The organism is Vibrio sp. ECSMB14106, assembly GCF_000972265.1.
Lineage (GTDB): Bacteria > Pseudomonadota > Gammaproteobacteria > Enterobacterales > Vibrionaceae > Vibrio > Vibrio kanaloae.
In genome coordinates this window covers 1-22,669 of sequence record NZ_LAUM01000004.1, presented here as the reverse complement: position 1 = coordinate 22,669, position 22,669 = coordinate 1, and the positions used below count along the sequence as shown (strand labels likewise).

Below are 22,669 nucleotides of genomic sequence, written 5' to 3'. Positions count from 1 at the left end.
AATCTGTAGTTGTACGTCTGTCTTACTAGTAAAAAACCGTATAGAGACCGTTATATCAATGAGTATGGGGTATCATTAAGATGTTAGTCAGTGAAAACTATAAATATAATCAGCTAAAGTGGCTCTATTCTGCGTTGAGTGGATTTTGTGCAGCATATTTCTTAGCACTTTTTAGTGGGTCAAGTAGCATTGATGACTCGACATGCTTATTTATATCAACACTACTTTTTTCGATATGTTTTCCTGTGTTTACTGCTTTTGCAATAGCACATGTGCATATATCGGAGATTGACCTGTCAGTTGAGCAGTGTGAAAAGGTATTAGGAGCTAGGATAGTAAGTACAATAGCAACTTTGAGCTTTTTTCTTCTTTTCTTTGCTGTAGCTTTCTTGATGGCTTTCTTCTCACTATGGTTCATGTTTATGTTCGTTATTACTGCGATATTTTGCTTTGTCGCATTTGGAGTCTTGATTTTAAAACTACGTGAAGCATAAGCGCATAATCATCGATATAACAAACGTTTAAATTTTCAAGGTACTTTTTCTAATCCAAATCTCGCACGCTAGGGCCCATATTCTAACGTGCTTTTGTCCAGCTACCTGCCAGAGACAATCTGTCTGACAGTTATTGCCCCACAGTTGTTTAAATGACGTGACTATTTGAATTTTATTCAAGCCACTTTTCATTACCAAGTTTAGCAATGAATGTGTGAAAAAATTGACCTAATGAGGTTAATTCGCTTCAAAGCGCTGCATGACAAATTCGATAAATAGGCGTACCCGCATCGGCAGATGATCCCGATCGCGATAGAGCATAAACAGTGTGCGTTCTTTGCTACGCCAGTTGGGCAATACATGGCTCATTTCACCCTGCGCGATCATTGGCAACGCAAAATAATCCGGTACATACCCAATCCCTAAGCCCGTCTTTATAGCGTGAGTTAGCATCACAATTTCATCCAATTCCAGTCTGACGCTTTTTTGCGAGTAATAGTTGAATTCTTCGCCACTCTCTTTGTGTATCAGTTGCCATGGTGTCATCGGATGGCAAATGATTGTTGGATGATCGCATAATTTGTCTGGTGTGATTATTGTCGAAATATCGTAATCAGGATGAGAGCACAAGATGAAGTGAATGTGTTTTAACTGCCGAGCAATCCAGTTATCGACTACTACGTTTCCGACACGAAAAACCACATCCATTCCTTCGGCTTCGATATCAATCAATGAATTTGATAGGTTCAGATCCAGCTTAATATCCGGATACTGAAGTAAGAAATCATAAAAAATCGTGCGCAGAAATTGCGAACCTGCGTTGATTGGCGCGGATATACGAATTTTTCCCTGTGGTTGATGTTTATCTCGATGCAGGTCTTCGTCGATATTATCAAGTTCATCAAATAATAAGGCTGAACGTTGAAAGTATTGCTCGCCAGTACTGGTCAGGACAATCCGGTGTGCGTCGCGGTTGAGCAGGCGAAGTTGCAAATCGGCCTCTAACTGACGGATGCGGCGGCTTAAGGTTGAGAGCGGCATACCCAAAGATAGTGCTGCGTCTTTAAAACTGCCTGAACGTGCTACAGCACAAAAACAACGCAGATCGTCTAACGAATAATTAGGTTTCATAAATGGCATTTACCGTCTTAGTTTTGCTTGTTTATCTAACTATTGAAATCAATACACTAGAGAACACATTTTGACAAGTCATTCGGAGTGACGATGAAATTTGATTCAACTTTTAAAGCAGCTGTTCTGCTCATTATCTGTACTTTCTTTTGGGGCAGTTGTTTTCCTATTGGTAAACTCGTATTAAACGAAGTGCACGCGCTGACACTAGTGTTCTGGCGTTTTATAATTGCGGCTTCGTGTCTGGCGATATACCTCAAAGCGGCGCGGATGCCCAAGCCTTACTTAAGTTTGTGGCAATGGTGTTGGGTCATCGCCGTTAGCGTTGTGGGCGTGGGTGGGCTCAATCTTTGCTTATTTACCGGATTAGCTTACACCAATGCGACAAATGGCTCGTTAATCATGGCGCTCAGCCCACTGATGACTTCGCTGATTACGTGTATTGCTTTGAGAACGCTGCCGTCTTTCGCCCAGTGTTTTAGTCTGCTAGTTAGCTTGACCGGCGTACTGATCGTAATCACCAATGGGCATCCGAAAGAACTGCTCTCAATGCAAATCAACCACGGTGATAAACTCATCTTTTGCGGCATGTTGGCTTGGAGTTTGTACACTTACTTCAGTCAGGGTATCAGTCGCTGGATGCCTGTTATTTCTTATACTTTTGTCGGTATGCTAAGCGGAGCGACGGTGATTGGTGCGATGTGTCTGGCATCGCCAGAAGTACTTCCGTTCACTGAGCTTTGGAATAGTAGCGCGTTGGGAGTATCGGAAGTGGTGTATATCGGAGTTTTTGGTACGGTTGCTGGTTATTTGCTGTGGTTAAATGGTGTGCGTCACCTCGGCTCGGCGAATGCTGCACTGTTTTTTAACTTTGTACCGATTTTCTCTGCGCTGACTTCATTTATGCTCGGACAGGCAGTCACTCCGTTACAATTGATCGGTATTGCGATTGTTATTGCAGGCCTACTGCTACCATGTATTAAAAGTTTTAAACGCACGTCGCGAACCTGCACTTAATTTTAAATCAGGAACTTAATCTATCAATATACAAAGGCAGGAGGTCTCTTTTCCTTACCAAAAGCTATACGAAATTCTCGAATTATCTGCATCTTGATTGTGTAAGTGGTGCTGTCTGAGCATTAAGTTCTGTTCAAAGCTGTTTAGTTTTAGTTCTAATAATCATAATTTAAATGAAAGCATAAGAATGGTGTTATTTGAGGGCTTTAGATATTGAGGCTTAATTGCTCTCTTGTATTAGAATCAGGTGAGCTATTTATCGATGGCTTGAAGGTATCGGATAGGGTGTGAACAACACTGGATACTGTCGAGTCGACCACGAAGCGGGTAAGACAGGTTTCATCGAGACGGTCATAATAGAGAACCTGGTATTCTATTATGACCGTCTACTTGTTCTTATTGTTGTCCAAATCCGTGTTAGTAGGTGCAGTACTAATGCCTTGCCAACCAATGAAGAGTTTGTGATTGCTCAACAGTCGGTAGAACTTCTGTAATCGAAGCTAAAGCCTGAGCAAGGAAAATATTGAAAAGCGAGCCCAGAAGGCTCGTTTTTTGTATCAAATTTTTGCACGGTTGTCCTATTTTACTTCTTCATCACCCCTGAATTTCAGTGAACAATGATTGATCAAAGAGCTTTGTTGTGTTGCTTCCTATTAGGCCTTTCAGCAACGGCTTTAGCATGTAGGGTTATGATTGCAGAGAAATGTGAAACGATGGCTAATATCGACTCTCTTCATTATTGCATGTGAAAGTATACACGTTCCTCTTTAGCCTATTTATCCTTTTATGACAGTCAAGGTGGATATGGATCTAGGCACTATCTCGCTGAGCGTGTTTATGGATTGTCGCCTGTCGGATATCGGCGGGGTCAAGTCACGCTCAATCAAAGTCCCAAGAAAAACCAACACTCACATCACCATCCTCATTCGACTGCATACGAGTCCTGATATCACTTTTCGGAAAGTGAGTGACGTAGCATTTTACATCTTGGTTTTTAGTCGAGTCTGGATGCGAGCCAAGCTGCTCTTTGCTTATCTGTGTGCATTTGTCTCCAGTAAAAGCATTTGATTCGGATGTCGCGTCAATAGCATAGGGGGAGTTTTCCCATGAGTTGTCGTTTGCGATCTTGTACTCAGTATCAAGGTTATCCACAAATATGCCATTGGCTATACTAGGCTCTGCGGTCATAAATAATGCAATGGATAGGAAAATGTGTTTTTTCATAATGGTCATTTTTATTCATCATTCTGTTTACTAAGGTGGTATATGTTAAGTAGTAGTCATCAAAAAATCAATAATAATTTATCGTTTTACGGTAAATTATTATTGATTTTTATTTTTAACTGATTAGTATTGCTAAAAAGCTAATCAATTATAAGGTCTATCATGTCGAAACAATCCATCAGCAACTTTAGCCGTAAACTTCTTACTCTATTCTGGTTTTCTATAGTGTTTTCAGTTGTGCTGAATACCGTATTCTGGTTTAGCGCTACTATGTTCAATGCAGAGTGGTTTAATGCCAGTTTTCCGATTGAAGTGTCACTCCCTTTATCTACAGGGCGCTCTTTGATCGGTTACTTCCCTAGCATGATTTCTACACTACTTACAGTGGCATTATTGTGGCAGTTAATTGTGCTATTTCGTTTGTACGAGAAGGGAATTATTTTTGAACTTCAGAACTCTGAGTGCTTTAAAAAACTCAGCTATCTATTAATTGCTACGCCGTTTGTTGAACTTCTGATGGACGTACTTCTTAGCTTAGCTCTATCTTTCAATGATGGTAATTGGAACATGTCGTTTACAATCGACGATAGCGATATAACTATGATGATCATCGGTTTTATTGTGAGAGTAATTGCAGTTGTGATGGAAAAAGCAGCCGTTCTACAAGAAGAAAGCGAGCTGACAATTTAGTATGGCGATTATAATCAATCTGGATGTCATGTTGGCAAAGCGGAAGATGCGATCAAATGAGTTAGCCAAGCTCATTGGTATTACTGAACAAAACTTATCCGTTCTCAAAAATGGGCGAGCAAAGGCGGTCAAATTAGCGACGCTGGAAGCTATATGTACTCATCTAAATTGTCAACCGGGAGACATTTTAGAATATGTACCGAATAGCCAAGAGGATTCACCATCGTGACGTATCGCTGATAAAATTAATCTCAAAGGTGAGGAGTTTCAACATCTCTTTACCTTTGTCTACTTGAGCCACTATTGCTCCCGAAGCAATGTATTCTTAACGTCGAAACGTATTCCTGTGCATTTCCGTATTAGTTTCTAGCGAATTTTGTCCATATTTATAGTGAATATCAATTTATAGTTATTTACTCATTCCAATCATTAGAAAACAAGTCTGCCTTACTTATAAGTAACAATACTTTACTTAATTCTTAACAAGCCTATTGACCCAATCACACCGTTCGATATTATGGACGTCTAGATATCTAAGTGTCTTTATTTTTTATATGGAGTGACCATGAGAAGCTGTAAAAAAATCACAATATTGCTACTGGCATTAACATTTGTATTGGGCGTAACAGGATGCGAGAAAAAAGACGAATCGGTTATCAAAATTGGTGCAACTGTGGGTCCACATGCTCAAGTTGTAGAGGCGGTCGCTAAAGAAGCAGAAAAGCAAGGGATTAACATTGAAGTGGTTGAATTTTCGGATTATATCACCCCGAATGCTGCGTTAAGCGATGGAAGTATTGACCTTAATAGCTATCAACATCAGCCGTTCCTCGATAACTATAACGATAATCACAACAGTAATTTAGTCTCGATTGGCCGTTCAATCTTGATGCGTATGGGAGTTTACTCCAACAAATATACTGCACTTGACGCGCTCCCCGAGAATGCTCGTATTGCGATCCCGAACGATCCGACTAATGGCGGCCGTGGGTTACTGCTACTTGAAGATGCAGGATTGATTTCGTTGAAAGAAGACGTTGGCTTTAGCGCCTCTTTGAAAGATATCGTCGCCAACCCAAAAAACATTATATTTGTTGAAGTAGAGGCTGCTCAACTGCCACGTACACTTGATGATGTAGATGCAGCAGCAATTACTATGAACTATGTGATGTCTTCTGGACTTGACCCGAAGAAACAGGGGATTTACTTGGAACCCAAAAATGCACCTTTGGCGGTAATGGTTGTTGCTGCACGAAATGAAGATAAAAACAAAAAAGTGTTTGAAACAATCCTCTCGATTTATCACTCTAAAGAAATGAATGACTTCTTAGATGCTACCTTTAAAGGCACCATCGAAGCGGCTAATTAAGCCAGACAGCAAGGTCCATCTCATTGTGTAACAAAGCCGGGTAAGTCATGAGTGACTGGTAGATAGTTGTACAGTGAGGGTATGTATTGTTAGTAAGCAGAGCATGTGTCTAATGCTCTGCTTGCTATCTCATTTGTAAATGGTTGGATTCAGAGTCGCTATTTAATAATGTCAGCAACATTTGCGATTAAACGACCAAGTTCCTCCCATTTTTCGTCATCGATAAGATCTGATGGGATCATCCATGTTCCGCCACAGGCAAACACGGCAGGAAGGGCTAGATAGTCATTGACATTTTTAGGGCTAATCCCGCCCGTTGGCATAAAGCTTACAGGATAAACCGCTGTGAGTGCTTTTAGCATATTCACACCGCCTGAAGGCTCAGCTGGAAAGAATTTTAATGTATCGAGGCCGAGTTCTATAGCTTGTTCAACAAGGCTAGGGTTATTGACACCTGGTACGATTTGTACGCCACGCTGCTGACAGTATTTGATGGTTGTTGGATTGAGCCCTGGGCTTACCACGAAATCGACCCCCGCTTCTATTGACTCGTCTACTTGCTGAGTGGTGATGACCGTTCCCGAGCCGATTAGCATGTCAGGGTAAGCTTTGCGCATATTTTTAATCGCTTGTGGCGCGGCTGGAGTACGGAAAGTCACCTCAGCGCAAGGAAGGCCATTCTCAACGAGAATTTTTGCGAGCTTACCCGCTTTACTTGCATCTTTAATAGTAATTACAGGGACGACTTTTATATCACTTAAACGTTGTTTAACAGTGGTCATGGCTTGTCCTTAGTCTAATCGAAGTTTGTCGAAATAATATGAATTAAAAAATGCCCTAACGCTATGATTAAATGCCATTTTTATTTAGAGTTGAACTCTGTTTATACTTAGGGATACCGACTAAATGCATACTTGGAATAATGCGATAAAAACAGCACTTGAACCTTTGGCAAATAGTGACAAAGCGCTACAGATGCAAGCTTACATGCGTCATCGGTTTCATTTCTATGGCATTCAGGCAACACAAAGAAGAGAGGTTTTGAAGCCTCTTTTTACAAAAGAACAGCTCCCCAATATCGCTGACTTACCTCGTATTATCAGAGAGCTATGGTTACTTCCTGAAAGGGAGTTTCAAATGGTTGCTGTCGACTTGCTCATTAAACGCAAAAAGCAGCTTCCAGAAACATTCTTAGCTGAAGTAGAGTGGTTGATCATAACGAAATCATGGTGGGACACAGTTGATTTGCTCGCTTCACACATTGTTGCCGCCCTGCATATCAACCATACTGCTCAAACTCAAGACTATATAAGCCGTTGGCGCGTCTCTGATAATATTTGGTTAAGGCGGTCCGCATTGCTTTATCAATTAAAGTTCAAACAGCAGACTAACGAAAGCCTTCTTTTTGAAGTAATCAAAGAAAATCAAGCTGATGAGGAATTCTTTATACAAAAAGCGATAGGTTGGGCATTACGGGAGTTCTCGAAAACTAACGCAAATTCTGTGGAGTCGTTTATTGACCAGCAAAACATTCAAGGGTTGGCAAGGCGAGAAGGACTGAAATGGCTGAATTGTGATGATTAGTTTCAATCCTTCATATGTAAGTCTTGAGATGATTTCCCTGATTCTTCGACCTAGATTGAATACTTGTCCCTCAGGGCCAATTACCTTATGCTTTTTACCAGTCAAACATTGAGGAATGCCAGCGAGGATTCACTGGCATTGCTACTAAATGTAATGTCTAACCCCTTACCGTGTTATACATGAATAACCTAATGATCCTGAGATCTTATCAACTTATCCTTGATTACTCTGCTTGTAACGGTCAAAAATAACAGCGGCTAGTAATATAATGCCTCGGACGACATATTGAGAAAACGGCGACATGTTAAGCAGGTTCATCGCATTTTCTACCGTTCCCAGAATCAATACCCCAGCAATAACATAGGACACTTTGCCTATGCCACCTTTGAGAGATACTCCCCCGAGCACACAAGCTGAAATGACGACCAATTCGAAACCTACGGAGGTCATTGGTTGACCACTTGTCATACGCGCCGCCAAAATAACCCCTGCAAGCGCTGAGATTAACCCTGATACGGTGAAAATGATCATCTTAGTTTTGACCACATTGACACCAGCCAAACGCGCCGCTTCTTCGTTACCACCTATCGCTAACGTATTGCGACCGTAAACAGTACGATTGAGAAGAAAAGCGAATAGAGCAAAAGTAATCATGGTCAGCCATATCGGTGTCGGAATTCCTAGGATGGATGAGTTGCCCAAAGCAAAAAATTTCTCTTCTGTGATACCTACTGCTCTGCCGTCGGAGATGATGTAGCCGAGACCACGAGCGATCTGCATGGTTGCTAACGTAGTGATTAACGCATTGATTTTCAGTTTCGCTATCACGAAACCGTTAAGTAGCCCAAATGCTGCACCAGACAATAAGCCAGCACCAATACCAAGTACCAAACTGCTCGTTGCATTAATTGCTACTGCGGTCACGACACCTGAACAGGCGATAATTGAAGCGACAGACAGGTCGAGATCACCGCAAGCTAAGCAGAACAGCATCGCACATGCCACCATGCCACTCATCGAAATTGCCAGACCAAGCCCTTTCATATTGATGAAAGTCGCAAAGTAAGGCACAAATAAGGCACATAGAATAAATAGGGCAGCGAACACGATCAGCATTCCGAATCGGTCCCAAATTCCGGCCAAATTAAAGGAGCGTTTTGCGTCCTGTGGTTCAAGAGGTTTTGTAGAGCTTGTTACAGACATAATAATATTCCTTAATTTTAAGCGTTAAGCGGCGGCCGAACCTTCTTGGTCTAACATTGCCAGACGAAGCGCAGTTTGCTCGTTAAATTCGTCGCGTTGTAATTCACCGGTCACAGCGCCTTCTTTCATGACAACGACGCGATCTGAGATACCCAATACTTCCGGTAAGTCGCTGGAAACGACGAGTACGGTCACCCCGTTTTCCGCCAGCTTAAAAATGAGTTCGTATATTTCTGACTTTGCTCCAACATCGATACCGCGGGTAGGCTCATCTAACAAGATGACGCTCATTGCTGTTGACAACCAACGGCCAAGAATGACTTTCTGCTGGTTACCACCGGACAGTTTTCCAATAGGTTGTTCTAAAGAAGAAGTTTTTACATTAAGTGCTTCTTTTTGCTTCGAAGCGTTTTTTTTCTCCCAGTCGAAATCAATCAAGCTTTTGAACTTTAGATTCCAAGGGCGAGCGCTAATGTTGGTGTTTTCTTGAACCGACATGATAGGAACGATGCCGTCGGCTTTGCGGTCTTCCGAGCACAGCGTAATGCCAGCTCGAATGGCATCTTGCGGGGTTTTCACGCCAATTTTGATATTGTGAAGAAACAGATCTCCTGCATTTTTCTTATCGGCACCAAAAATAAGGCGAGTTAGCTCGGTTCGTCCAGCTCCCACTAAGCCAAATAGCCCTAAAATTTCACCTTGTTTGATATCCATTGATAGCGGCTGGCTTAACCCTGGGCCTTCGAAGTTTTCTATACGCAGGCCACTTTGACCATGCTGACGTGAACGATAGTTGTAGATATCGTTGATTTCGCGACCTACCATCAATTCCACTAAGCGGTCATGAGTCAGTTCTGACATATCATGGAATGATTGCACGTGCTCACCATCTTTGAAGATAGTAATTGCATCACAAAGGTCGAATATTTCTTCCATACGATGTGATACATACATGATGACTTTTCCAGAATCACGCAGTTCACGAATAACCTTAAATAGATTCTTAATTTCTCGTTGCGATAAGCTACTGGTTGGCTCATCAAAAGCGATAATTTGTGCATTGCGACTCAATGCTTTGGCAATCTCAACCATTTGCCATTGGCCAATAGAAAGATCCTTTAGTTGGCATGAAGGATCGAAGGTTTCACCTAAGCGTTCTAACTGAACTCGTGCATTTCTGTTTAGAGTTTCGGTGTCCACTCGGCCGCCCTTGGTTGGCAACTGTCCAAGATAAATATTCTCGGCAACCGTCAGCTCAGGAACGAGGTTGAGTTCTTGATAAATAATGGCAATACCGTGAGCAAGGGCATCATTAGTTGAGTTTAGCACTACTTCTTTACCGTCAATGGCGATATGACCGTCAGTTGGTTGATGAAATCCGCTGAGAGTCTTGAGAAGCGTTGATTTACCAGCACCATTTTCGCCCATCAAAGCGTGAACACTGCCCGCATCGGCGCGGAAGCTAACGTTGTTCAATGCTTTAACACCGGGGAAGTGCTTAGAGATATTGCGAAACTCTATGTAAGAGGGGGACTTAGCCATGACATTCTCTCCGTTTAGTCAGGTGGTGACGACCCCATAAGGTCGCCACCGAAAGTGAGCTTATAGCCCTTTCTTAGCTAGTTCGTCTTTGAAGTTATCACGCGTGATAAGTACAACGTCTGTAACTTCTACAAACTTCTCTGGCTGGATATCGTCGGTCACCCATTTGTAAAGTGACTCGATACTTTTGTAGCCATGTACGTCTGGGCTAGGTAGCAGTGAACCGTAGAACCCTGTCGGCTGAGATTTAGCCAGTTCGTTCACTGCATCGACGCCATTGATACCAATACCGATTACGTCGTTTGCACTGAACCCCTGACCTTCAGTAGCTCGTACACCGCCTAGTACAGTATTGTCGTTCATGCCTAAAACTAGCCACTGTTTAACGGTTGGGTATTGAACAAGCAGAGAGTTTGCTGCGTCTAGCGCACCTGGGATGTCGTTGGTTTTCGTTGGTACACGATAGATCTGATCGACAGGGAAGCCAGCTTGTTCTAGTGCCGAAATCGAGCCATCTACACGACGACGTGCTGTATCAAGCTCGTCAGCGGTGATTGCCATTACACCTGTTGTAGAGGCATCCCAGTTACGTCTCTGCATTTCATTGTAAAGCTCCGTTCCTTGGCGCTCGCCGATAGCGGTTGCTGCCATCATAACCAATGGAACGTTGGTCATCGGCTCGCCTTTCGCATTCAGGAATTGGTCATCGACTGTCACAACTTTCAGGTCATAACTTTTTGCCTTCGCCATAATTGCAGGACCTAATTTAGGATCAGGTGTGCAAATAACGAAACCTTTCGCACCTTGTGCCGCCAGTGTGTCGATAGCATTAAGGGTTTTTTCGCCATCGGGCACAGCCATTTTTACGACTTCAAAGCCTAAATCTTTACCTGCTTTTTCAGCGAATGACCATTCTGTTTGGAACCATGGTTCCTCCGGTTGCTTAACTAGGTAGCCTAATCGAGTTTCATCGTTAGAGCCGAAAAAGGCATTGGCAGAAGCGCTTAGTAAAGTAATGCCAGATAAGGCCGCGACTGTGAGTAGTTTTTTTAGTTTCATTGTTATCCATCCGCTGGTAGAGGTGAGTGTTCGCCCTACATATTTGTGGATCTTGGAATAATTATTAGTGATAAGAATCACAGCTGAGGAATGTAGCGTTTTTGTCCATTTATTTAGCCGCAGAGACTATGATGTAGCTCTCGGTTAGTGGTTTTTAGTGATTTGAGATTAATTTTCCAGCACTTGAAATGTTAAATTTGCTAATTATTGTGTGATTCTAGCTCGATTACCCCAGGTGTTAGAGAGAACACAAAAAATGTCTCGTGGCGTTTTTGTCCATAAAGTTAGCGAGCCTATTTATGGGATAACGGCTTCGCTCTCGCTATAACTGCAAGAGGATTTAGTTTGTTGACCAAAAGTTGGAGCTCTTATGGACACATTGAAAACACATCAGCAGCATGTAATTGGTTTAGATTTCGGATCGGACTCTGTACGTGCTCTTGTCGTTAATACAGACACAGGCAAAGAAGTATCTTCGTCTGTTGTCTATTACCCAAGATGGATCAAAGGACTTTATTGTCAGCCTGATCAATCTCAGTTCAGGCATCACCCCCAAGATTATCTGGATGCGATGACCGACGCTATCCAAGAAGTGTTGAGCACAGTTTCACCTGCCGTAACTTCTTCTGTCGTGGGTATTGGTGTTGATACAACTGGTTCGACACCTGCGCCAATTGATGAAAACGGTACCATTCTCGCTTTACTTCCAGAGTTCGAAAACAGCCCCAATGCGATGTTCGTTTTATGGAAGGATCATACATCGGTAACTAAAGCCGATTTGATTAATGAGCTAGCACACTCGGGAACCTATACCGATTACACCCGCTACATCGGTGGGGTGTATTCATCGGAATGGTTCTGGGCTAAAGCTGCGTGGGTCAGTGAACAAGATGAACAAATTGCAAAGCGAGCCTATAGCTGGGTAGAGCTTTGTGACTGGATTCCAGCCACTCTTTCCGGTAATCAACATCCTCAAAAACTACGCCGTAGTATTTGTGCTGCTGGGCATAAAGCCATGTGGCACGACAGCTGGGGTGGTTTGCCTGACCAAGCGTTCTTAAGCGCAATTTCTCCAACACTCGATGGTATTCGTGACCGCATGTTTTCGGATGTATTCACATCAGATCAAGCGGCTGGGTATCTCTCGAAAGAGTGGGCAGAGCGATTGGGACTACCGGAAGGTATTGCCATCGCCATTGGTGAGTTTGATTGCCATATGGGTGCCGTTGGAGCGGGGGCTGGCGCCAATGACTTAGTGAAAGTCATTGGAACCTCGACCTGTGACATTTTAATGGTGGAAGCAGAGCAGGTCGGTGACCGCACTATTCATGGGATTTGTGGCCAAGTAGAAGGCAGTGCTATGCCCGAGTTGCTCGCTTTAGAAGCGGGGCAATCAGCGTTTGGTGATATGTACGCTTGGTTTAAAAACGTATTGATGTGGCCATTGCAGGCTTATGTAGAGCGTAACCCAGACTTTGCGTTGACCGCGGAAGAAATCGCTTCTGACTTACTGCCCATGCTTTCGGAAGCGGCAGAGCAGCAAGGCATTGATCAGTACACACCAGTGGCAATGGATTGGCTTAATGGTCGACGTACACCCTATGCAAATCAGCGTTTAAAAGGTGCAATTTGCGATTTGAATCTTGGCAGTGCTTCACCCGCTATATTCTCAGCGCTTGTAGAGTCGACGGCGCATGGTGCAAAAGCGATTGTGGATTGCTTTATTGAACAAGACGTAACCGTTGAACGCGTGATTGCCATTGGTGGTATTGCTCAGAAATCACCTTATGTGATGCAAATGTGTGCTGATGTGATAGGCCGCGAAATCGTCGTCGTAGAGTCGGAGCAATGCTGTGCCTTGGGGGCTGCAATATTTGCTGCAGTAGCCGCAGGCGTTTACCCAAATACCAAAGCAGCACAAAGTGTGATGGCCAGCCCCGTTCGTCAAGCCTATTTACCAAACCCAGAAGTACAAGCGATGAGAGCGGAGCGATATGCGACCTATCGTCAATTAGGGCAGCACATGGAGCAGCTTGCTGAATTTCATCAATCTCAGGAGCGTGACAATGTCTGAACAAACAGTATGGACCGACGTTGATTTAACCGCAGAACGCCTTAAAGCACTTCGTCATCAAGTTTGGCAAGCCAATATGGACCTCCAGCGCCATAACCTTGTGACCTTCACTTGGGGGAATGTTTCAGGCATCGACCGTAAGTCAGGTTTGGTCGTCATTAAACCGAGTGGTGTTGAATACAGCGAACTCAGCGCCGCCAACATGGTAATTGTGGATCTACAAGGCCGAATCGTTGAGGGAGAGATGAATCCTTCTTTAGATACCGCGACGCATTTAGAGCTTTACCGTCAATATCCCGATATTGGAGGTATTGTCCATACTCATTCGCCACAAGCGACAGCATGGGCTCAAGCAGGTCGCGCCATTCCGGCACTGGGGACCACCCACGCGGACTATTTCTATGGTCAAATCGATTGTACTCGAGCATTGAGTGACAAAGAGATTGCTGAAGATTATGAGTTAAACACCGGCAAAGTAATTGTTGAAACCATTGGTGACGGAGACGCGATGGCTGCTCCCGGTATTCTTGTTAAAGAGCACGCGCCGTTTACTTGGGGGAAAGATCCACATCAAGCTGTACATAATGCTGTGGTGGTGGAGGTGGTTGCTGGTATGGCATTACAAACATTACAAATCAACTCGAGCGTAAGTTCGATTAATCCATCGCTCTTGGATAAACACTATTTACGTAAGCACGGCACAAACGCCTACTACGGTCAAACCAAAAAATAAGGATACATGATGAATATTTTCAATGAGAAACAAATATGGTTTGTAACAGGTTCTCAGCATCTGTATGGCCCAAAAGTTTTAGAAAGTGTGGCAAATAACAGTGAAGAAATCATTGCTGGCCTAAATGCAGCTCCAGGAATTTCTGTGGACATCGCTAACAAAGGCACAGTAAAAACGCCTGACGAAATCCTTGCTGTGTGCCGTGCGGCGAACAACGATCCGAATTGTGTCGGCTTAATGCTCTGGATGCACACCTTCTCTCCCGCGAAAATGTGGATTGCAGGCTTAACTCAACTTAACAAACCATTCCTACATCTACATACACAGTTTAATGCGCAACTGCCATGGGATGAGATTGACATGGATTTCATGAATCTCAATCAAAGTGCGCATGGTTGTCGCGAGTTCGGCTTTATTGGTACTCGTCTGAATATTGAGCGAAAAGTGGTTGTGGGCCACTGGAAAGATGAGCAAGTGCATAAAGATGTCGATGAATGGTGCCGCGCCGCAATTGGTGTAGAAGCCGGTAAACAACTTAAAGTCGCACGCTTTGGTGACAACATGCGCCAAGTCGCCGTAACGGAAGGCAATAAAGTCTCTGCACAAATTCAATTTGGTTACGAAGTGAATGCTTATGGGCTGGGTGAGCTGAGTGATGTAGTCAACTCGGTATCAGAATCAGATGTAAATCATTTGCTTGACGAATATGCATCAACCTATGAGATGGCGCCAGAGCTTCTAAATGATAAAGACCAAAAGATATTGATGGTGCAAGAAGCTCGTCTCGAGTTGGGTATGGAATCTTTCCTCAATTCGGTTGGTGCGAGCGCTTTCACTAATACGTTCGAAAACTTAACGGGCCTAACTAACCTACCAGGACTCGCGACACAGCGATTGATGAGTAAAGGCTTTGGTTATGGTGGTGAGGGTGACTGGAAAACGGCTGCTATGACTCACATTATTAAAGTAATGGGGCAAGGCAGGGAAGGTGGAACTTCATTTATGGAAGACTACACCTACAACTTTGGCGGGAAAGGCCAGGTTTTGGGTGCTCATATGCTCGAGGTCTGCCCATCTATCGCCGCGGCAAAACCTAAACTAGAGATCCACCGTCACACAATAGGTTGTCGTTGTGATATCCCACGTCTGATTTTTAGTGGTCAATCTGGTGAAGCACTGAATGTATCTGTTATCGACCTTGGTGATCGCTTTAGAATGGTGGTGAATATGGTTGATACTATTACTCCACCAGCATCATTACCGCATCTTCCTGTTGCTCATGCATTGTGGGAGCCACAACCTAGCCTTAATGTGGCAGCGGCGGCTTGGATTCACGCTGGTGGCGCGCATCATGCGGTTTATAGCCAAGCGGTAACCTTGTCTACACTGGCTGACTACGCAGAAATTCTAGGCATCGAAATGGTCGTGATTGATAATGACACTAACTTGCGTCAGTTCAAACAAGACTTACGTCACAACGGCGTTTACTACCGCTAATTAATCTCAATAATGTGCTCCTACAAGGGAGCACTTTGGAGTCAATTTGTGAATGATACAGATGTAGTTGCTACGCCCATTTATCAATTGGATAAATCATGCTGGGTACTTAAGCTCGACAGTGCGCACCCCACGAGTTTTGAACTTCAATTTGATGGTGAAATTCATTATGTTGGTGTTATTGAGGTTATGAATAACGGAAACCTGATTTCAGTATCGGAAGCTAACTGGAAGTTTCGTCACAAAACGGATCGGCTAGAGCAATGGTGTCAGGTGCAACATTCAGAAACGTTGTCGATTAACATGAATTACTATTTTTCTGACGATGCTCTGGTGATTGAATACCTAGCGCGCAATAGCGTACCTACACGTTTAGATATCCACCATGAAATTCAACATCTACCGCGCCCTATTGATAAGGAAGCCCCCCCTAAACCTCACTTTCCTTGGCAACATAGAAGAGACGGTCTGCCGAGTGACTTTCTATCCAAAACGGAGAAGACCGATTTTTTCAGAGAAGCGTTTTCTGCTAAACAGTGGATTATTCTGGATAAACTGTGAGGAATCACGGTGACACTATTTCGTAGCCAGAATAGACTGACATAAACCTCAATATAGATAATGCATGCAAAACAACGATCCATTAAAGCCCGGGTATAACTTTGACGCTCACCTTGTGGCTGGCCTCACTCCTATTATTGAAGGAGATGAGCTAGATTTTGTCATTGACCGACCAAATGGGATGAAAGGTTTCATTATTAACCTCACCAGCCAAGGAGAGGGTACTATTTTCCATGGCGATGAGGCTTTTGATGTAAAAGCGGGTGACTTACTGCTCTTTCCACCGAGTGCGACTCACTTTTATCATCGTAAAGAAGACAATGCCTCTTGGTTCCACCGATGGATTTATTTTCGTCCACGTGCATTTTGGAACGAATGGCTTTGCTGGCACGAACAGCATAAAGGGGTATATCTCACCAAGGGAATAGAAAGCAGCACGGTTTCAATGTTAGAGAAGCTGTTTATCGATATAGAATATATTTCCAAATCCGATATGCCTTATCGCGATGATTTAGCGATCAACCTTCTTGAACAACTGATTATTCGCTGTAAAAGTATCCAGCCAGATGTCGTCAATAAACCTCTCGACCCACGTGTGATTGAGGCGATGAACTATATGGCACAAAATTTAAGTCAAAGTTTCTCTCTAGAAGACATTGCGGATTTTACTTGTTTATCCGCTTCACGTTTAGGTCACCTATTTCGTGATGAAGTTGGTATGACGATTACTCAATGGCGAGACGACCAACGAGTCAGCCGAGCTAAGCAACTCTTGGTGACCACTAACTATTCGGTCAACAGGATAGGCAGGGTTGTCGGCTATACCGATCCCCTCTATTTTTCACGAGTCTTTAAACGCAAGTCTGGTGTTAGCCCTAAGCTTTATAGAGAGCAAATCACTTAGTCGCGGCAAGAAAATATCTTGCTTTCCCACATAATAAACTCGGTATATCGCATGAATTACCAATTGCTCGCTTTGGACCTTGATGGTACGGCACTCAGAAATGATCATACTTTAAACCCTTGGGTCAGAGACTATGTTCAAAAAATTGTAGATAAATATCATGTTGTGGTTGTTACAGGGCGCCACCATACCGCAGCAAAACCTTATTATGACCAATTGGGTGTTACCTTGCCGATTATCTGTTGCAACGGTGTTTACCAATACAACTATGTAAATAAGCAGGTTGAAAGCGGGACACCAATTCCCCCAACCTTGGCTAATGCGTTCCTGCAACTCGCTTTTGACTATGACTTGAAAATAGTGATGTACACTGATTCTGGTATGGCGGTTTGGGACCAAGACCCCATGCCATATATCTTACCTCTAAAACAATGGGCTGATAGTTATCCCATCGATAAACGACCTAAAATTTACTTTGTGGAAAACCTAGTTGAAGAACAGCAAAGAGCGGAGTGCATTTGGAAGTTTGTGGTTCAAGGCAGTACGGATAACTTCAACCAGTTTTTGCAAGAAGAGCTAATTACCACTCATTTTTCGGGTTCTATTTCAGGAACCAACCGAATTGATTTAGCCATTAAAGGACACAGTAAAGGCCGAGCGCTACTGGACTATGCATCTAATATGTCGCTTGATATAAACCGAATTGTTGCGATCGGAGACAATTTCAACGATGTTTCAATGCTTTCTATGGCGGGTTGTGGTGTCGCGATGCTAAATGCTAGCGAGAAAGTACAAAACTCCGCTGATCGGGTGACAAGCACGGACAATCAAGGAGAAGGGTTAGCTTTATTATTAAAAGAACTTTTTCCATTGAAGTGAAGCGTTAACTAGTAAATGACTCGCTTTGTAGCACTTTTTCTCATGTCTTGTATGAAGACGTAGTAAGTATTTGGTCTTCGGTGTCTATTGAGATAGTATTTTACAAGAAAACGCGCATAATCTTGCTATACAACACCTAAAGAAGAAATTACCTATGACTACCTTTCAATACTACTTTCACCAACTGCCTTGCTTCGATTGTAAAAAAACAACCGTAAGTACTGATCTGGGTTGGTTAACGCCTGCGATGAAAGATGATGCTATCGCACAAATAACGGCGACGCTTGCGCAAGGTGAGGTTACGCCTGATCTTTCAGCAAACGTGGTATGTACTAAAGAGGAAGCTCGTGATTACTTATTACTGAATTTTTTCGGTTATTCGGAAGAAGAGCTAGAGAGTGGGATCGAAGCGGAAGATGAGAAAGAAGTCGCGGATGAAATCGTCGAGTTGCTAGAAGAAGGTAACGATACCATCACCTTTGAACATGAAATCGCACTGCAGTGCTGTGCAGACTGCGACGTTGAAGAAGAGTCAAACTAACTCTCGTATTAGACTAGGCACTCGCATTAAAGTCAGCGTGTTTATCAAACACGTATGATGTTTAAATGATGGAAGGCGTTAGCGGATTGAAGTTCGCTAACGCTTTTTTGTATCTCTATGACCTATTTCTAAGCTGAGTTAGATCCTATGGTGTCTTACTTTCTACAATACCTTGTGCATTCAGTTGGGAAATGATCTCCGCAGTTTTTTCTCTGAATAAATCTCTTAATAAGCGTACGGTCGGTGTGATCGATTGTCGGCTTGGACACACTAACCATAGCTCCGTAGGTGTTGGCTTAAACGTGCGCATCACATTGACGACATCACCAGAAAGTAGCTCGCTTGACATATCTAGACAAGATTTTATCGCAACCCCTTTTCCCGCAACACACCAACGTCTCACAAGGTCGGCGTCGTTCGAAGCTCTATTTCCTTTCAACTTCACTTTATGGTCATGAATTCCATCATTAAATACCCACTCATCTTGCAAAATGTCATGGAGTTGGTAGAGCAACCCATTGTGTTGAGACAAGTCTTTGGGTTCATTTGGTGCTCCCTTTTCAGCTAAATAATCAGGGCTAGCACACAGGATTCTGGGGACATCACAAATTTTAAAACCGTACATATTGGCGTCAGTCGGGGAGCCATAACGCAGCGCCATATCAACAGAATCTCGATAAAAATCTATATTACTATCACTGATGTTAGTGCGGAGTGCAGCGTTAGGGTATTCAAGTAAAAACTCATCAAGCCAAGGTGTGACTAAGTTTCGGCCTAGATCGGATGAAAGCGCAATACGAATTTCACCATCGACAATACCAAGCTCTTCGCGGATGTTGATCTTAGCTTGAGCTAATATTTTTAAGGCTTGTTCACATTCCGGTAAATAACGTTCACCTGCTGAAGAGAGCCTTAGGTGGCGAGTCGTTCTTACAAATAATTCAGAGCCCAACGCGGCTTCAACACGTTTCACGGCGGCGCTTGCAGTCGCAGTGCGCATGTCAAGATTGGTTGCTGCTGCGGTGATACTGCGAAACTCCGCTACTTTTAAAATGACCTGTAAGTCTTCAAGAAGCATATTATCTACCTGTATTGAATTATATTCTAAACATGGAGTTGGGATATTTCCTTATCCCAATCTGCAAATGGGTTATCTCTACTTATCTCTTCTAAGTTAGCTTCAAACAGTTAATTTTCAAAACTAATTTGATAATAATTCAAATGTGAGGCTGTTTTTCATTAGCAATCTTTTCACTATCATTTTTCCATATCGACAACGTAGCGCAATACACATTGTATGGACGAAATCTACGATCTAGGGAGACAAGATGACTAAGAAAATCACAATGGGTGTAACGGATTTGTCGTTCCACCGTACAACGGCATCACTGGTTACCAATGTATTGAAAGCGTTGGGGTTCGAGGTAGAGCGTGTTTTCTCTCCTCATCAAGAAAACTTTGAGAAACTGAAAGCGGGTGAAGTTGACATGCTCTCTTCGGCTTGGCTTCCATCAAGCCATGGTATCTACAAAGCTGGTGTTGAGGAAGTCGAGCCATTGATCGAGCTTGGACTTCATTATGAACCTTATGCGTTGTGGGGGGTACCTAACTATGTACCCAAAGAAGCGGTGTCTGAAGTCGCCGATCTTTTGAAGCCTGAAGTAGCAAAGAGAATGAAAGCCCAAATTCAGGGTATTAACCCAGGTGCTGGCATAACGCGTTTCTCGATCCAGATGATGAAGGAGTATGGGCTTAGTGATTCGGGTTATGAGTTTTTCACGGGTAGCGAAGGCGATTGCTTCGATGCTTTTGAAAGTGCAGTCGCAAACAAAGAGTGGGTGGTAGTGCCACTGTGGAAACCACAATTCCTGCATTATCGCTATGACATTCGGGAGATTAAAGAGCCTAAAGGTTTGCTCGGAATTGTTGACAGAGCGGTACTTCTTTTAAGACATGACAAGAAGCATTTGTTTAGCGAAGAACAGATTCAGAAGCTCGATTCATTGCGATTCTCAAACGATATTATTGCCGAGTTGGATTATAAAGTTTGCCGTGAAGGTAAGTCACAAGATGCAGTAACACATGCTTGGTTGGTTGAGAAGGACCTGATCTAGTCGCTATGTCGTCTGCAATACCGTTACATTTTTATGTTACCTAATAATGGTAATACGATTATCAAATATTAATTGGTAATAATTCAAATATTAGGCGGTTTATCTGGAATGGAAATTCACTAAGATTAACTCGTCTAATTCAAGGAGAAAGCACAATGTCAGTACCATCAAAAATGAAGGCGATCGGATTTACTCAATCACTTGCGATTACAGAACAAGACAGTTTATTTGAGTTTGAAACGAGTCTGCCAGAACTAAAAAATAATGACTTACTGGTAAAAGTAAGCGCGACTTCAATCAACCCTGCCGACGCAAAAATTCGTATTCGTAATGCCAAAGATAAAACTCTTGAGCAGCCAAAAGTGCTGGGTTATGACGCAGTAGGAGAAGTGGTTGCCAAAGGCCAAGACGTGGAAGGTTTTGAAGTAGGCGACCGTGTGTACTATGCGGGCGACGTAACACGTATGGGGGCTAACGCAGAATATCAAGCCGTAGATTACCGCATTACTTCTCAAGCGCCTAAGAGCTTATCTGACCAAGCTGCGGCTGTTATGCCATTAACAACACTTACCGCTTGGGAAGCGTTGTTTGACCGCCTGCGAGTTCGCCCTGAAGAGAAAAAATCTATCCTGATCATTGGTGGAGCGGGCGGTGTTGGTTCAATTATGATTCAACTGGCTAAGCAATTGACCAACCTAGATGTTATCGCAACAGCTTCAAGACCTGAAACCGAAAAGTGGGTAAGGGATATGGGAGCGGACTATGTGGTGAACCACCGTAACCTTGTCGAGTCGGTGCGAGAGCAAGGCATTCAGCATGTCGATTACATATTTAATGTCGCCGATACCAAAGGGCACTGGGATGCAATGGTAGAACTGATTGCACCACAAGGCATGATAAGTTCGATTGTTGAGTTCGATGGCGGAATCAACCTATCGGCATTACAAGGTAAATCTGCAGGCTTTATTTGGGAGCTTATGTTTACACGTTCACTGTTCAACACAGACGATATCCAGAAGCAGCAAGATATCCTATTCCAAACGGCTAATCTGATTGATGCGGGTCGCATTAAATCGACGCTTACGACAACGTTGCATGACTTTAGCGTCGAGACACTTAAAGAAGCACACCAGCGTATTGAAAGTAGTGCATCTATTGGTAAAACGGCTATTAAATATTGATCTTGATAATTAAATACTTATCTTGATAGTTAAATAATGGTCAGTTCGAATAGAAAAGCCCCTGAACTCTGAACTGAATTGATTTCTGATCGAAACTTCAACAGGGGCTTTGTTTTATTGTCATTCACTTTGCTTCTAGAACCTTCTTGAGTTGAAGCTGGAATAAACTTAATGCAAAGATTTATTAGCGAGTATTGCTAAGCAATGGTTGATGAAGTCTTCATAGTTAGATGCCTGATCGTATTCAATTTTCAATGAACCGTGGAACATCAGTGTCACTGTTACGTCTTTATAGCTTAACCAACAAGTGTAGCCATCATAATCGTGCCGAGCAGAAATTTCTCCCAATTGATATTGGTTATCCAGTTGCTTGCCAGATGAACGAATATAATCAAACACTCGAAGAAACTCTTTAGTTGTGATTTTGTTGTCCATATATCGCTCCAGCTACGTATTCAATGAAAATTTATTAAGTGCTTGTATTTAAAATCATTACGGCTTAATTCTACATTCCGATCACAAAAATAACTCTATGTGCTTTATATAAACCACCTCTTAATTGAACAAGGTGCTACTTCCGACTATTCACTTTATTTTTTCTACATTGGGCCGCTTTTTAGTTTATCCACTATTCTGCCATACACCTTAAATATGGCGTATGTCATAAACAGGCATAACGACGCTGGCTCTTGGATCTAAAGATAACGAGCAGGGAGGTATGGTAGCGTAGGGGGAACTTCGTAGAACAGCGCTTAATAAAACTGATTTAGAAAAGTCACTGAGATGGAAATGCCCAATTGTCAGTTAGAGTAAATGGTTATTCCCTGTGATCACCAAGGGATTCTGTCGTACCTTAATTACCAAGCGACTTT

Annotated in this window: 24 protein-coding genes; 15 read left to right on the top strand and 9 right to left on the bottom strand. The window is 43.0% G+C overall.

From position 1 onward, the window contains the following. Positions 1–124: 124 nt before the first annotated feature. Positions 125–418: a hypothetical protein gene (locus tag WR49_RS03625; protein ID WP_046223098.1), complete on the bottom strand. Its 294-nt coding sequence runs from the start codon at positions 416–418 to the stop codon at positions 125–127. A 313-nt stretch (positions 419–731) separates the two neighbouring features. Beyond that, positions 732–1,634, bottom strand: coding sequence for a LysR family transcriptional regulator (locus tag WR49_RS03620; protein WP_017058026.1), 903 nt, complete (start codon positions 1,632–1,634; stop codon positions 732–734). Positions 1,635–1,718: 84 nt separating this feature from the next. Between WR49_RS03620 and WR49_RS03615 the strand changes: the two genes are divergently transcribed. Beyond that, positions 1,719–2,642, top strand: coding sequence for a DMT family transporter (locus tag WR49_RS03615; RefSeq protein ID WP_046223097.1), 924 nt, complete (start codon positions 1,719–1,721; stop codon positions 2,640–2,642). 287 nt (positions 2,643–2,929) lie between these two features. Then, on the top strand, positions 2,930–3,136 hold the full coding sequence (locus WR49_RS21295) for a hypothetical protein (protein ID WP_137027431.1): 207 nt from the start codon (positions 2,930–2,932) through the stop codon (positions 3,134–3,136). 385 nt (positions 3,137–3,521) lie between these two features. Here WR49_RS21295 and WR49_RS03610 read toward each other — a convergent pair whose 3' ends face one another. Beyond that, positions 3,522–3,866: a hypothetical protein gene (locus tag WR49_RS03610; RefSeq protein ID WP_046223261.1), complete on the bottom strand. Its 345-nt coding sequence runs from the start codon at positions 3,864–3,866 to the stop codon at positions 3,522–3,524. 162 nt (positions 3,867–4,028) lie between these two features. On the opposite strand from WR49_RS03610, the gene WR49_RS03605 reads away from it, so the two are divergent. The 3 genes from WR49_RS03605 (at position 4,029) to WR49_RS03595 (ending at position 5,925) form a co-directional block, all read left to right on the top strand. Further along, on the top strand, positions 4,029–4,556 hold the full coding sequence (locus WR49_RS03605) for a DUF2975 domain-containing protein (protein WP_017058029.1): 528 nt from the start codon (positions 4,029–4,031) through the stop codon (positions 4,554–4,556). A 1-nt stretch (position 4,557) separates the two neighbouring features. Next, entirely contained in the window at positions 4,558–4,785 is a 228-nt protein-coding gene (locus WR49_RS03600) for a helix-turn-helix domain-containing protein (RefSeq protein WP_017058030.1), read from the top strand. A 336-nt stretch (positions 4,786–5,121) separates the two neighbouring features. After that, positions 5,122–5,925 carry a MetQ/NlpA family ABC transporter substrate-binding protein gene (locus WR49_RS03595; protein WP_046223096.1) on the top strand — a complete coding sequence of 268 codons (804 nt, stop codon included), beginning with the start codon at positions 5,122–5,124 and terminating at the stop codon, positions 5,923–5,925. A 158-nt stretch (positions 5,926–6,083) separates the two neighbouring features. Here WR49_RS03595 and WR49_RS03590 read toward each other — a convergent pair whose 3' ends face one another. After that, positions 6,084–6,707 carry a bifunctional 4-hydroxy-2-oxoglutarate aldolase/2-dehydro-3-deoxy-phosphogluconate aldolase gene (locus WR49_RS03590; RefSeq protein WP_046223095.1) on the bottom strand — a complete coding sequence of 208 codons (624 nt, stop codon included), beginning with the start codon at positions 6,705–6,707 and terminating at the stop codon, positions 6,084–6,086. A 124-nt stretch (positions 6,708–6,831) separates the two neighbouring features. Between WR49_RS03590 and WR49_RS03585 the strand changes: the two genes are divergently transcribed. Further along, positions 6,832–7,509 carry a DNA alkylation repair protein gene (locus WR49_RS03585; protein ID WP_017058033.1) on the top strand — a complete coding sequence of 226 codons (678 nt, stop codon included), beginning with the start codon at positions 6,832–6,834 and terminating at the stop codon, positions 7,507–7,509. 213 nt (positions 7,510–7,722) lie between these two features. Here WR49_RS03585 and araH read toward each other — a convergent pair whose 3' ends face one another. The 3 genes from araH to WR49_RS03570 are packed head-to-tail and all read right to left on the bottom strand — an operon-like array spanning position 7,723 to position 11,313. Continuing rightward, positions 7,723–8,712: an L-arabinose ABC transporter permease AraH gene (araH, locus tag WR49_RS03580; protein ID WP_017058034.1), complete on the bottom strand. Its 990-nt coding sequence runs from the start codon at positions 8,710–8,712 to the stop codon at positions 7,723–7,725. A 24-nt stretch (positions 8,713–8,736) separates the two neighbouring features. Beyond that, positions 8,737–10,254 carry an L-arabinose ABC transporter ATP-binding protein AraG gene (gene araG / locus WR49_RS03575; protein WP_046223094.1) on the bottom strand — a complete coding sequence of 506 codons (1,518 nt, stop codon included), beginning with the start codon at positions 10,252–10,254 and terminating at the stop codon, positions 8,737–8,739. Between the two features lie 60 nt (positions 10,255–10,314). Next, positions 10,315–11,313: an arabinose ABC transporter substrate-binding protein gene (locus WR49_RS03570; protein WP_136997110.1), complete on the bottom strand. Its 999-nt coding sequence runs from the start codon at positions 11,311–11,313 to the stop codon at positions 10,315–10,317. Positions 11,314–11,683: 370 nt separating this feature from the next. On the opposite strand from WR49_RS03570, the gene WR49_RS03565 reads away from it, so the two are divergent. The 7 genes from WR49_RS03565 (at position 11,684) to WR49_RS03535 (ending at position 18,502) form a co-directional block, all read left to right on the top strand. Beyond that, positions 11,684–13,387: a ribulokinase gene (locus WR49_RS03565; RefSeq protein ID WP_046223093.1), complete on the top strand. Its 1,704-nt coding sequence runs from the start codon at positions 11,684–11,686 to the stop codon at positions 13,385–13,387. Further along, entirely contained in the window at positions 13,380–14,120 is a 741-nt protein-coding gene (locus WR49_RS03560) for an L-ribulose-5-phosphate 4-epimerase (protein WP_046223092.1), read from the top strand. Before WR49_RS03565 ends, WR49_RS03560 begins: the two co-directional genes overlap by 8 nt. Before the next feature lie 9 nt (positions 14,121–14,129). Then, complete coding sequence (araA, locus tag WR49_RS03555; RefSeq protein ID WP_046223091.1) at positions 14,130–15,617, top strand: L-arabinose isomerase; 1,488 nt, start codon at positions 14,130–14,132, stop codon at positions 15,615–15,617. A 48-nt stretch (positions 15,618–15,665) separates the two neighbouring features. Continuing rightward, the gene (locus WR49_RS03550; RefSeq protein WP_082082736.1) at positions 15,666–16,178 is read left to right on the top strand and encodes a hypothetical protein; all 513 of its coding nucleotides are present in this window, start codon (positions 15,666–15,668) and stop codon (positions 16,176–16,178) included. A gap of 64 nt (positions 16,179–16,242) precedes the next feature. Beyond that, entirely contained in the window at positions 16,243–17,082 is an 840-nt protein-coding gene (gene araC / locus WR49_RS03545) for an arabinose operon transcriptional regulator AraC (protein ID WP_017058041.1), read from the top strand. Positions 17,083–17,133: 51 nt separating this feature from the next. Next, positions 17,134–17,961 carry a Cof-type HAD-IIB family hydrolase gene (locus tag WR49_RS03540; RefSeq protein WP_046223089.1) on the top strand — a complete coding sequence of 276 codons (828 nt, stop codon included), beginning with the start codon at positions 17,134–17,136 and terminating at the stop codon, positions 17,959–17,961. A gap of 154 nt (positions 17,962–18,115) precedes the next feature. Then, positions 18,116–18,502, top strand: a complete 387-nt coding sequence (locus tag WR49_RS03535; RefSeq protein ID WP_017058043.1) for a hypothetical protein — start codon at positions 18,116–18,118, stop codon at positions 18,500–18,502. A gap of 145 nt (positions 18,503–18,647) precedes the next feature. Here the strand turns inward: WR49_RS03535 and WR49_RS03530 are convergent, their stop codons facing one another. After that, positions 18,648–19,580 (bottom strand): LysR family transcriptional regulator, encoded by a 933-nt coding sequence (locus WR49_RS03530; RefSeq protein ID WP_046223088.1) that lies wholly within the window; start codon positions 19,578–19,580, stop codon positions 18,648–18,650. A 268-nt stretch (positions 19,581–19,848) separates the two neighbouring features. Between WR49_RS03530 and WR49_RS03525 the strand changes: the two genes are divergently transcribed. Further along, positions 19,849–20,616 carry a glycine betaine ABC transporter substrate-binding protein gene (locus WR49_RS03525; RefSeq protein WP_082082740.1) on the top strand — a complete coding sequence of 256 codons (768 nt, stop codon included), beginning with the start codon at positions 19,849–19,851 and terminating at the stop codon, positions 20,614–20,616. Positions 20,617–20,771: 155 nt separating this feature from the next. Next, the gene (locus tag WR49_RS03520) at positions 20,772–21,797 is read left to right on the top strand and encodes a zinc-binding alcohol dehydrogenase family protein (protein WP_017058046.1); all 1,026 of its coding nucleotides are present in this window, start codon (positions 20,772–20,774) and stop codon (positions 21,795–21,797) included. 168 nt (positions 21,798–21,965) lie between these two features. On the opposite strand, the gene WR49_RS03515 is transcribed toward WR49_RS03520, so the two are convergent. Beyond that, positions 21,966–22,232 carry a DUF3081 domain-containing protein gene (locus tag WR49_RS03515; RefSeq protein WP_046223086.1) on the bottom strand — a complete coding sequence of 89 codons (267 nt, stop codon included), beginning with the start codon at positions 22,230–22,232 and terminating at the stop codon, positions 21,966–21,968. Between the last annotated feature and the right edge of the window lie 437 nt (positions 22,233–22,669).